The sequence below is a fragment of the Kitasatospora arboriphila genome (genome assembly GCF_039528095.1).
In the GTDB taxonomy this organism is placed as follows: Bacteria; Actinomycetota; Actinomycetes; order Streptomycetales; family Streptomycetaceae; genus Kitasatospora; species Kitasatospora arboriphila.
Genome location: NZ_BAAALD010000089.1, coordinates 21521 through 32365, shown reverse-complemented (window position 1 = coordinate 32365; position 10845 = coordinate 21521). Strand labels below are relative to the sequence as shown.

10 protein-coding genes and 4 pseudogenes are annotated in these 10845 nt (G+C 73.2%); 5 read left to right on the top strand and 9 right to left on the bottom strand.

The genetic code is table 11. The annotated features are described in order from the left end of the window. The first annotated feature begins 222 nt into the window (after positions 1-222). Complete coding sequence (locus tag ABD353_RS31675) at positions 223-897, top strand: DUF3159 domain-containing protein (protein ID WP_344627126.1); 675 nt, start codon at positions 223-225, stop codon at positions 895-897. Positions 898-1082: 185 nt separating this feature from the next. Here the strand turns inward: ABD353_RS31675 and ABD353_RS40595 are convergent. Together ABD353_RS40595 and ABD353_RS31670 are read right to left on the bottom strand one after the other, a co-directional pair. Continuing rightward, positions 1083-1208: pseudogene (locus ABD353_RS40595) on the bottom strand (DUF6296 family protein); the annotation flags it as partial. A 15-nt stretch (positions 1209-1223) separates the two neighbouring features. Further along, positions 1224-1331 carry a DUF6296 family protein gene (locus ABD353_RS31670; protein ID WP_344627125.1) on the bottom strand — a complete coding sequence of 36 codons (108 nt, stop codon included), beginning with the start codon at positions 1329-1331 and terminating at the stop codon, positions 1224-1226. A gap of 285 nt (positions 1332-1616) precedes the next feature. On the opposite strand from ABD353_RS31670, the pseudogene ABD353_RS31665 reads away from it, so the two are divergent. Next, positions 1617-2397 (top strand): annotated as a pseudogene (locus ABD353_RS31665) (IS701 family transposase). 193 nt (positions 2398-2590) lie between these two features. On the opposite strand, the gene ABD353_RS31660 reads toward ABD353_RS31665, so the two are convergent. The 4 genes from ABD353_RS31660 to ABD353_RS31645 all read right to left on the bottom strand — a co-directional run bounded on the left by ABD353_RS31660 (position 2591) and on the right by ABD353_RS31645 (position 7377). Continuing rightward, positions 2591-3535: a hypothetical protein gene (locus tag ABD353_RS31660; protein ID WP_344627124.1), complete on the bottom strand. Its 945-nt coding sequence runs from the start codon at positions 3533-3535 to the stop codon at positions 2591-2593. After that, positions 3532-3879, bottom strand: a complete 348-nt coding sequence (locus ABD353_RS31655) for a PadR family transcriptional regulator (RefSeq protein WP_030264383.1) — start codon at positions 3877-3879, stop codon at positions 3532-3534. Before ABD353_RS31655 ends, ABD353_RS31660 begins: the two co-directional genes overlap by 4 nt. An 85-nt stretch (positions 3880-3964) precedes the next feature. Then, positions 3965-6661, bottom strand: coding sequence for an FtsX-like permease family protein (locus tag ABD353_RS31650; RefSeq protein WP_344627123.1), 2697 nt, complete (start codon positions 6659-6661; stop codon positions 3965-3967). Beyond that, positions 6658-7377: an ABC transporter ATP-binding protein gene (locus ABD353_RS31645; protein ID WP_344627122.1), complete on the bottom strand. Its 720-nt coding sequence runs from the start codon at positions 7375-7377 to the stop codon at positions 6658-6660. The genes ABD353_RS31650 and ABD353_RS31645 overlap by 4 nt, the downstream gene beginning before the upstream one ends. Before the next feature lie 254 nt (positions 7378-7631). Here ABD353_RS31645 and ABD353_RS31640 point away from each other — a divergent pair, with 254 nt between their 5' ends. Both ABD353_RS31640 and ABD353_RS31635 read left to right on the top strand, forming a co-directional pair. Beyond that, on the top strand, positions 7632-8174 hold the full coding sequence (locus tag ABD353_RS31640; protein ID WP_344627121.1) for a DUF6368 family protein: 543 nt from the start codon (positions 7632-7634) through the stop codon (positions 8172-8174). Between the two features lie 256 nt (positions 8175-8430). Then, positions 8431-8820: a HEAT repeat domain-containing protein gene (locus ABD353_RS31635; protein WP_344627120.1), complete on the top strand. Its 390-nt coding sequence runs from the start codon at positions 8431-8433 to the stop codon at positions 8818-8820. A gap of 121 nt (positions 8821-8941) precedes the next feature. On the opposite strand, the pseudogene ABD353_RS31630 reads toward ABD353_RS31635, so the two are convergent. Next, a pseudogene (locus ABD353_RS31630) lies at positions 8942-9535 on the bottom strand (ISAs1 family transposase); the annotation flags it as partial. A 100-nt stretch (positions 9536-9635) separates the two neighbouring features. Beyond that, positions 9636-9815, bottom strand: a pseudogene (locus ABD353_RS31625) (transposase family protein); the annotation flags it as partial. Between the two features lie 289 nt (positions 9816-10104). On the opposite strand from ABD353_RS31625, the gene ABD353_RS31620 reads away from it, so the two are divergent. Beyond that, positions 10105-10341 (top strand): hypothetical protein, encoded by a 237-nt coding sequence (locus ABD353_RS31620; protein WP_344627119.1) that lies wholly within the window; start codon positions 10105-10107, stop codon positions 10339-10341. Between the two features lie 42 nt (positions 10342-10383). Here the strand turns inward: ABD353_RS31620 and ABD353_RS31615 are convergent, their stop codons facing one another. Then, positions 10384-10620 (bottom strand): hypothetical protein, encoded by a 237-nt coding sequence (locus ABD353_RS31615; RefSeq protein ID WP_344627118.1) that lies wholly within the window; start codon positions 10618-10620, stop codon positions 10384-10386. Positions 10621-10845 lie beyond the last annotated feature (225 nt).

Sequence of the window (10845 nt, the reverse complement as noted above, 5' to 3'; positions counted from 1 at the left end):
CCACCCCGACCTGGCGCGGAACCTGACCCCCGAAACCAGGGACGAAACGCCCAGTGAGAAAGCAAAAGAGGCCGCCACTCCAGTCAGGGTGACGGCCTCCGTGCGTCCTGGCCCGGCCGGTGACGGGGGCTGGCGGCCCGGCCCCGACGGTTGCCCGTGCGCGTACTCCGCGCAGCGCCCACGATCGAGGGAGGACCCGTTCGCGGAGGTCGGAGGTGCCCGATGGAACAGCGGACCGGGGAGCACGGGAGCCGGCCGGCCGGCGGCGGGTACTTCGCCGGGTTCGCGCCGTGGATCGTCTTCGACGTGGTGGCGAGCCCGAGCACCTGGGAGTACGCCTCCCTCGCCGCCCTGGTGACGGCCGTCCTGTTAGGCCGGCCGTCCGCCGGCCGAGGGGGCTGGAAGATCCTGGACGTGGCCGGCATCGCCTTCTTCGCGGTCATGAGCCTGCTGGCGCTCTTCCTCGGCCGGGACGACCTGGAGTGGCTGGAGACGTACGCCCAGCCGATCTCGTCCGGGGTGCTGGCGGTGGTGGCGTTCGGCTCGCTGCTGTTCGACCCGTTCACCGCGCAGTACGCGCGCGAGTCGACCCCGCGGCAGTACTGGGACAGCCCGGTCTTCCGGCGGGTCAACCGGTTGCTGACGGCGGTGTGGGGGCTGGTGTTCACCGTGATCGCGGTGCTGGGGGTGGTCGCCGTGCACGTCGAGGGCGGGGACGACTGGCTGAACTGGGTGATCCCGGTCGCGCTGATCGCGGCGGCGTTCACGTTCAGCGCCCGTTACCCGGACTCGGTCCGTCGGCGGACGGCTGCGCAAGGGACCCCGGCGGGCGGCGGGGCGACGGCCGGGGCCGGCATCCGGAACGACCGGGGCGGGCGCCCGGGCCGTCCCGACTGACCCCGGGACCTCATGGCGCGCACTACGACTGCTCAAGGATCCGCTCGCCTCCCAGGTCGGGCGGCCTGCGCGCACCGGCCGGGCCGGGTGCGCAGGTGCGCGTACCCGGACCCCACGGATGTGCGCACAGCAGGTGCGCACTGGCGGTGCGAAGCAGCGGCCGGTCGGCCGGGCGCGGGTTTGGGTCAGTGGAGGGGGTGGGCGTGGATGGGTGTGTCCGGTACGGATCTGCCTGCGCAGTCGAGGACGTGGACCAGGCCGCCCTCCTCGATCTCGACCCGGACGGTGCGGTCGGCGTCCGCATGGACCGGCTGCCCGTACGGGCTCTACCCGACCTGCCGCTCCACGGTGACGGTGTCCTGCTGCCCGTGGCAGCCTGCCGGTCCGGGGAAGGTCAGCATCCAGCGGATCGACTGCGTCGCCACGGTGATCACGCCTCCTGCGCGGGACCTCATTGCCAATGCACGGCGGGAACGGTCCGGGAGCGGCGTTAGGCCGCTGTCGCTCTGAGAAAGCAAAAGAGGCCGCCGCTCCAGTTGGGACGGCGGCCTCCGAGCATTGCGGGACGGGCGGGTGCGCAGCCGCCCTCAGGGCTGCCCACCTTGGTACCGCGCAGCGGGGGACGGGCGGGTGCGCAGCTGCGCAGTACCGGGGTGGGGCGGTTGGTACTGCAACGGTGCTTACCGTGACGGTTGTCGTGTTCGCCCGTTGGACTGTTCATGGGTGGGGACATATCCGAGGTCGATGCTCGTTGCTGGTCGGACGGGCTGGCCGGGCTGCATGAGCGGTTCGCTCACCGGTTCGCGCGGAGCGAGTCGCGGGAGTCGGCGCTGGCCTACATGCGTGGCCTGCTGGCGCCGTTGGAGCGCAAGAACGGTTGGACGGTGGCCGAGGAGGCCGGCCGTGGCGGACCGGATCGAGGACAAGATCCCGTTCCGCTGGGTGACCGCTGATGCCGGCTACGGCTACAGCAAGGGCTGGCGCTTCGAACTGGAGCAGGCCGACGTGTTCCACGTCGTGGCCACCACACGGCACGATACCGTCGTCACCTGGCGGGCCATGGACCATCGACTGCACGACCTGATCGCCGACCTGCCGCGGCAGAAGTGGAAGCGCCGTTCCTGCGGCGAGGGCGCGCACGGCCCCAGGGTCTACGACTGGGCACGCGTCGAGGTCCGGCCCTGGCACCGCCCCGACCGCAAGCACTGGGTCCCGGGCCGCCGCAGCATCACCGATCCCACAAAGGTCGCCTACTACATCGCCTACACGCCCGCCGACGCCACACTCAACGAGCTGATCGCCGTCGCGGGTGCCCGCTGGGCGATCGAAGAGTGCTTCCAGACGGCCAAGGGCCAGTGCGGCCTGGACGACTACCAGGTCCGACGCCACCAGGGGTGGTACCGGCACATCACCCTCGCCATGGCCGCCCACGCCTGTCTGACCGTCCTGCGGGCCCAGCACCTCGAAAAGGGGCCGGACCTGCTCGAACGCCAGACCTGATCCCGCTCACCGTCCCCGAGATCCGACGGCTGATCGCCCACCTCACCCGGCCTGTTCGCCGCAGACCCGACCACGTCCTGCACTGGTCCCACTGGCGCCGCCGACGCCAACACCAGGCCCGCACCAGCCACTACAAGAGACGAGGCCACAGCCCAAGGGCTGAAGCCCCGTCACGGTAAGCACCGTCGCAGTACTAGTTGACCGCTGCTCGCGAGTGACGGCCTGCCAGGAGGCGCGCTGCGGCGGCCAGGGCCGACGTGGTCGCGGCCGCCCATGGCAGCAGGCCGAGGACTCCGCCCGCCTGCTGCCAGAGGCTGAACAGGCTTAAGGCGGCGGTCAGCGGCAGCAGGGCGAGCCCGGCGGCTGCGGCGTCGAGGCGGCCGCGGGCTGCGCACAGGACGGCCGGCAGCAGGGGCGCGAGCAGCAGGAGGAGCGACCGCCACCCGTCCATCAGGTGCCGGGTGTCGTAGCCCCCCTGCGCCTGCGTCGCAGCGAAGCCGGCGGCCGCGCCGGCGAGCACCAAGAGCGGCCGGGCGTGGCGCCGCGGTTCGTCGAGCAGATCGGGCGGGGCGGCGAGCAGCAAGGCGCCGCCGGCGAGGTACGGCATCAGGGCGGTCGCCGTGTAGAGCACCCACCAACCGGTCGGGGCGTCCTGCGCCGCGAGGGCGATCCGCAGGGCGCCGAGCAGGGTGACGGCGACGGCCAGGACGCGGGCGGCGCGCCAGGCTCCGAGGGCGGCCGCGGCGGCGAGCAGGGCGGGGACGACGGTCAGGCCGAGGCCGGCGAGGTGGTCGGGCAGGTCGGCCCAGGGCGGGGTCGGGCCGGACCTGGCGGCGACGCGGATCTCGTGGGTGCGGGGGTCGGCGAGGCCGGGGACGGGGTCGGCACCGAGCAGGGCGCCGGCGAGCAGGGGCGCGGCAGTCGCGAGGAGTCGGCCGCCGAGGGTGGTGGCGGTCAGGCGGGTGCGCAGCCGCAGGCCGTAGGCGGCGAGGTCGAGTGCTTCGCGGGCGGTGGCGAGCCGGCCGGCGTCGGCGGTGGTGTCGGCGAAGACCTCGGCGAGTTCGGCTCCGCGGTCGCGGCGGTAGTGCGCCGGGTAGGCGGCGAGGGCGGTGCGCAGGGCCACCGTGCGGGCGGTCACGCGAGGGCCCGGCGGGTGTGGACCGCGGGGCCGCCGAGGCGGCGCTGGGCCTCGGCGGCGACGGCGCGCAGCCGTTCGGCCTCGGTGGCCAGGACGTCGCGTCCGGCGCCGGTGAGGGCATAGCTGCGTCGGGCCCGGCCGTCGACGACCTCCTCGGCGGCGACCTCGATCAGGCCCTGCTGGAGCAGCCGGTCGAGCGCCCCGTAGAGGGTGCCGGTGCGCATCGTCACCCGCCCGCCGGAGATCGCGTCGATCTCCTTGATCAGCGCGTATCCGTGCCGGGGGGCGTCGGCGAGGGCGGTGAGCAGCAGCAGGGTGGATTCCTGCATCGCGCGTTCTGTCATGCGACTACATATACCGCCGAGCTGCGTATCGGTGCCAGCGCGCGGCTGCCCGGGCGGCCGGTCGGCCACCCGGGCGGCGGGCCGGCTATCCGCGCCAGGGGCCGGTGTGGTCCCGGCGGGCGGCGCCGAGCAGGGCGGCCAGCAGCGGCAGCGCCACGGCCAGCAGGGCGATGGTCGGCCAGGGCGCGTCGGCGAGGTGGACCACGGGTGCGCCCGGCTGTCCGGCGGCGCGCGAGCGCAGCAGGGCGAAGGCCGGGACGGCGCCGGCGGCGGTGCCGAGCAGGGCGCCGAGCAGGGCGATCAGGCCGGCCTGGAGTCCGGCCAGGGTGCGCCGGGTGCGCGGTCGGGCGCCGATCGCGGTGAGCACGGCCCGGTCGCGGCGGGCGTCGGCCGCGGCGAGCGCGGTGGCGACCACGGCCGCACCGAGGACCACCACGGCGGCGAAAGCGCTCAGTGCCACTCCGATCAGGCTGTTGGTCGGCCGGTAGCCGCGTTCCACCTCGAGGGTGGCGTGCGGGGCGAGCCGGGCGACGGTGGCGGCGGCCCGTCGTTCGGCCTTCTCGGGGGTGGGGGCGGCGGGCAGCCAGATCGATCCGGTGGGCTCCACCGACAGGCCGCCCAACCGCTGGACGGTCTGCGCGCCGACGACCACCGGCGCGTAGCGCCGGTCGGCGGGCCGTTCGACGAGGACGCCGTCCACACTCTCCTGCCGTACCGCGCCGCCGGCGCCCTGCGCCTGCAGCAGCACCCGACCGTCGTGCAGGTAGGCGGGGTCGGTGACGACGGCCTTGCCGGCGGCGAGCGCGGCCTCGGCGGCCGGGTCGTGCAGGGCGAGCAGGTTGTGCAGGACCGCGGCGTCGCCGACCAGCAACGGGGTGGTGACGGTCCGTCCGTAGCGTTGGCCGCCCTCGGCGTGGACGGTGGCCCGGCAGTCCTGGCAGAAGACGTACTCGGCCTGGTAGAGGTCGGCGCGTTCGCCGAGGTCCGGCAGGTCCTGGGCGAGCGCGGTGCGAAGCTGCGGCAGCGCGGCCGCGTCGCCGTACGTCTCCAGTTGGACGGAGTCGACCGGTCGCCGGAGTTGGTAGGCCGCCCGGTCCTGGGCCTCGGACCCGGTGGTGTACACGCCGACGGCGACCGCCCCGGCGACGGCGGCGAGCACCGCGCCGACGGCGGGCGCGGTGCGGGAGCGGTGCCGGGCGGTGTCGCGCAGGGCGAGTCGGGCGCCGAGCGGTAGCCGGCCGGCGAGCCGGCCGCACAGGGCCAGCAGCAGTGGGGTGAGCAGCAGCAGCCCGAGTTCGGCGGTGACCGCGCCGCCCAGCACCGACAGGGTGCGGACGGACAGTCCGGCGACCACGGGCGGTCCGCCGACCTGTCCGGCGACGGCCCCGTACAGGGCGAGTCCGGTGCCCGCGGCCACGGTGGCCGCGCCGAGCAGCGGCACCCACCGCCCCGCCGGGCGGACGGTGTCGCGGCCGGTCAGGGCGGCGAGCACGTCGCGGCGGCCGATCCAGGCGGCGGGCAGCAGGGCCGCCAGCAGGGCGGTGGCGATGCCGGTGGCGGCGATCAGCAGCAGGTCTGTCGGGCGCAGGGCCAGGTGCCCGAAGCGGCTGCCGCCGGCCTGCTCGATCCAGGGGCGCAACAGCGCGACGGCCACGCAGCCGAGGGCGGTGCCGAGCGCGGCCCCGGCCGCACCGAGGACGAGGCCGCCGGCCAGCACAACCGCGCGGACGTGCCCGGGCCGTCCGCCCGCCGCACCGAGCAGGGCGAGTTGGCGCCTGGCCTGCCGGGCGCCGATCGCGAACGCGGGTCCGGCCAGCAGCGCGACCTCCAGCAGCGCCAGGGCGGCCGTGGTGGCTGCGGCCATCACGGTGCGCTCGCGCTGGTCGGCGGCGCCGAACGCCTCCTCGCGCTCCATCGCCGCGGCGGGCGGGTGCAGGGCCACCTGCCGGGCGGCCACCGTGTAGCCGTGGCGGTTGAACTCCCGTACCCGGTCCCAGTCGAGGGTGGCTCCGGCGGGCAGCTCGACCAGCCAGGCGGCCTTGCGGGCGGCGGCCTCCTGCGCCCCGTTGCCCAGCGGTGCGAGCCCGGCGGCGGCCTGGGCGGCGTCCAGCGCCCCGTACAGTGTGTCCGGCCGGGCGACGAGTTCGACCTTCCGCAGGTCGCCGGGGTCCTCCACGGTGCCGGTCAGGGTGAGCGGCGCGGACTCGAGACCCTGGAGGGTGACCGGGTCGCCGAGGTGCAGTCCGCTCTCGGCAAGGAACTCCCGGGTCGCGGCGGCCTCCTGCGGGGCGGCGGGCGCGCGGCCCGCCACCAGGTTCAGCCGGCCCTGCCAGAGCGGGCCGGTCAGGTCGGCCTCGAAGGTTCCGGTCGGCATCAGGCCCTCCGGGGTGTGCACCCCGGTCACCGGTCCGGTACGGGCCGGCACCAGGGTGCTGCCGGACGGCAGCAACGTGGCCAGCAGCGCGGCGGGTTCGCCGTCCGGCGTGGGCACCTGCCCGGCGCCGGCCGGTTGCGGCAGGGTGCGGACCCCGTCGTCGGGGAAGACCGCCTGCTCGACGGCCCGGCCGGGCGCGTACGCCCCGATCAGGGCGTCCGCCCGGCCCATCAGCCGGTCGGAGCGTTCGGCGGCGGTCAACTGCCCGCTGCGGTGGACCACGTCGGCGCCGGCGACACCGAGCACCGGCAGCGCCACCATGGCCAGTACCAGGGCGCTGCGGCCCTTGGTCCGCCACGCGTCCCGGCGGGCGATCCGCAGCGCGGCCCGCCACGATCCGGCGCTCATCGGACGGCCTCGATCCGCGGCTGCACCGATTCGTCGGTGATCTGGCCGTCGCGCAGGAAGACCACCCGGTCCGCCCAGGCGGCGTGTGCCGGGTCGTGGGTGACCATCACCGCCGCCGCCCCGGCGTCGCAGCGTCCGCGCAGGACCTCCAGGACGGCGTCGCCGGTCAGCGAGTCCAGCGCGCCGGTCGGCTCGTCGGCGAAGAGCAGTCGGCGTTCGCCGATCAGGGCGCGGGCGATCGCCACCCGCTGCTGCTGGCCGCCGGACATGTCGTCGGGGAAGCGGTCCGCCAGGTCGGCGATGCCGAGTTCGGTCAGCGCCGCCAGCGCCTCCCGCCGGGCGGTGCGGGCCGAGGCTCCGTCCAACTCCCTTGGCAGTGCGGTGTTCTCGGCGGCGGTCAGGGCCGGGACGAGGTTGTAGTCCTGGAACACGTAGCCCACCGAGCGGCGCCGCACGTCGGCGAGCCGGCGCCGGCTCAGCCCGTCCAGGGGCACCCCCTCGACCAGCACCCGCCCGGTGGTGGGCCGGTCCAGCCCGCCGGCCAGCGCCAGCAGCGTCGACTTCCCCGAGCCGGACGGCCCCATCACCGCGACGAACTCGCCCGCGCGCACGGTGAGATCCACCTCGCGCAACGCGGACACCTCCCCCGCGCCGCCGCCGTGCACCCGGCCGACCCTCTCCAGGCGCAGGACGACCTGCGCATCCGATCCAGACACGGCTCCCCCTCGAAACAGTGGAACATTTTGCATACCGAGTATGTATAGCCGGTCGTCGATGGATACTCAAGCGAGCGAGATAAGTAGTCTAACGACCCATAGGGTCCAGGGAACGTATTGGTCGTGATCAAGGGGTGGTCTTGGTGAGGTCCTTGATCCAGATCATCGAGGCGCGGCCTTGGCACGCTTTGTGTGGCTCGGTCACTTTGAGTAACGCATTGGGGGCATGCCGCTCGGCTGGTTAGGCTCCCGCCATGGGTGGTCCAGTGTTGGTGATTGAGTTGGCCGAGGCGGTTCCGGCCGCAGTCGTTGAGCGGCTTCGGGGCTTCCTGGAGGGCTCGTCAGCCTGGTTCGAGGAGAAGCGCCCCGGCGGCTACGACCTCAACGTGTTCGCCGACCGACTTGGTACCACGGACCCGGGTGAAGTAGACGGGCGCCGGCCGTTTCTGGTCCATGTCATGGGTCCCGGGATCGGGGACGAGGAGATCTTCGAGGCCGAGCATGCGGACGGCCCCGATCTGGAACCCCTCATCGGCTTCAGCCCGACACACGCGGTGGACGTCATCGCCGGGTGTAACAGGCCGATCGATCACCTCGCCACGGCCCTGCTGGCGGCTGCCATCATGGACGTGGTCGGCGGCGTTGCCAACGCTGAGCTACTGGATGACCAGGTTGCAGTCGTGGACGGACTTCCGGGTGTGCTCGCGATGACGGACGGCGCGTTGCCGACCGTGTTCGGCACGGCGGAATTCCTGCGTGCATGGGCTACCCAACCGGCCTTCCGGCTTCTCAAGTAGTCAGCGGTGAGACCGCGTTCAGCCCGCGAGAAGGACGCGCTTTCGCTGCGCTCGGGGGGTGTCAACGCCGGCGGCCGTGCCCTGGGTGTGCTCATGGGTCTGTGTGCCAATGACATGAGGGCCGCGGTGGCGCCGGCCGGTGCCGTTCCTGATCCGGATCGGCACCGGCCCGGGCTCGAGCCACCGCGTCGAGGCCCTGGGTGTGGTGGCCGAGGCAGCGCGCATGCGGCACCAGGGGGTGTGCACGCGAGAGGACATGCTGCGGTTCCGTGACGACGACGAGTGGTCTGTCGAGGTCACCGGTCACCCGCAGAACTGGTCCGTGCAGGCCTCCCGCGAGGCGATCACCACGGACACCGGCCTCCTCCTGCCCCTGCTCGACGACCCCGACCCCGCGGTGCGGATCGCCGCCGCCTACGTGCTGGCGGCCGCCCTCGACCGCGCACAGGACATCCGCACCGCCCTCCACTCCCGCCTGAACACCGAAGATGACCCGGCCGTACGCGCCGCCCTGGTGCTGGCGATCGCCCAGCTCGGCGGGGCACACCGACACGAGCCAACGGTGGTGTGGGCGCGGGACTGCTGGGCGGACCCGGCACGGCCGGCCGAGGTCCGCGTGAGCGCCGCCCTCGGGTGGAGGTGCTGACCCACCTGCCCGTCCCGAACGAACTACGCGCCATGCTGGACGACCTCGCCACCGACGACATGACCCTTCTGATGGCGCCGCTGCCGCGGAGCTGGGAAGCGTCCTCGGCGAAGGTCACGTCACGGATGTGGTGCAGCGCCTCGATGGACCAGTGGCCGCGGATCAGGGCGGCGAGCTGTGCGGGGGTGGCTTGTCCGGAGGGCAGGCCTGTGACCGCATAGATCGCCTTGATGGTGATCTTGACGGTCTTGCGGTTCACCTGGCGGCGTTTGAGCTGGATGGCTTGGCGCGCGTGCGGGAACAGCAGGTTGCTCATGGTGGCCGCCTTGATGCGGCGGATCTCGCCCCGTCCGTGCCCGGCCTCGCGGGTGCGCCCCTGCAAGGGGAGAGCTTTCCAGGGAAGGGACTTGAGCTGCTTGCGGAGCTTCTTCTGGTCGCCCTTGACGATCACGATGTAGTGGGCGCCGTGTCCCAGGAGGTAGTCGGCGTGCTCGCGCTGGGTGTGCATCGCGTCGCTGGTGACGACCGTGCCGGCGAGGTCGGCGACCATGTCCAGCAGCGGCTGGAAGCAGGTGATCTCGTTGGTCTTCTCCTGCACGTCCAGTTGGGCCAGGACCAGGCCGGTGGTGTGCTCCAGGGCGGCGAGCAGGTGGATCCTGCGGCCGCTGGCCTTCGCGGCGCCACGCAGGCTCTTGCCATCCCACGGCCAGAGCACGCAGTCCGGCGGCACCGGTCCGCTCGGGGCGGCGGTCGGCGAGCCAGCGGGCCACCGACCGATCCAGCGCGTCGCCGTCGATCCGGGTCAGCAGGCGCCGCACGGTCGTTTCCGCCGGCAGGCACCGATGCGGGGCCAGGGGATCGACGCGCACGCCGACTTGTTCCAGCACATGCGGCCGGGCGTCGGCGATCCACTCGCCGATCGCCAGCAGCGACGTCGCGCCGGCCAGCACCGCGCAAGCGGTCAGCGCGAGGACGGCGACCAGGGTATGGCGCACTCCGCGTGGGTCGCGGGGGTCGGGCACCTCTGTCAGGCGCTCCAGCAGCCCGGGTACCTCCTCGGGGGGGGGGAGCTGCAGATGCTCGCGGAACTGGTCAAGGGCAGGTGGGATCGGCGATGATGCGTCGGCAGGCACGGTCTTCCAGGCAGGTCACGGGGCGTCGAGAACTCCATGATCTTGGAAACCGTGCCTGCCTCACCCGGGCAGGCATCGGCGACGGGGTTCAGCTGCGCGAAAGTAGCATCGGCCTGTGACGAGAACACCGAGGCCAGGAGCCCATTGCCCTGTGTGCGGGCTCGATCAGGGCTTCGATCCCTGGGGTTCCGACGGACTGACGCCGTCGTTCGCGATCTGCGGCTGCTGCTTCATCGAGTTCGGCTACGAGGACGCCTCGAATGCGGGGATCATGACCGCGCGAGCCGGATGGATCGAGGCCGGCTGTCCCTGGCGCGGATCGGTGAGCGAACGACCGGCGGGGTGGGACCCCCGGGTACAACTGGTCGACAGCTTGAAGCTGTCGTAAGGGCTGGAGCTCGGGCCGGACATCCGCATCGGTGAACGCCTCTCACCCTCTTGAGGCCACATGCTCACGAATCGGACATCCCTCGACAACGCCGAAGCCCTGGGGCGCCACCAGATCCGCGCCGACGACCTGCACGTTCGGCTCGGCCCGGGTGGCGAAGCCTCCGAGGGAGGCGCGCAGTCTGATCGTGCCACTGGTTCGGAACTGCAGTCCGGCGAGGACCAGCTCCGCGACCGCGTGCAAGGCGCGGCGGGTGCGTACAGGCGATTCACTGTCCATGACGGCATGCTCTCCCACAGTGGCGCCCGGCTCCCGTACCCGGCGCGGTCCCCGCGCTCACACGCCGAATCACACCGAACGCCCCGGAGCGGCAGACCTCGATCTCCACGATGCGGCTCGCGCGTTAGCAGGGTTGTCCGGGCCGTTGCCGCGTACGTCGCTGAAACTTACGAAGGGCAAGACCTGTCCACTGGGTCGAACACCCGAGGAGCCGATCCAGGCGAC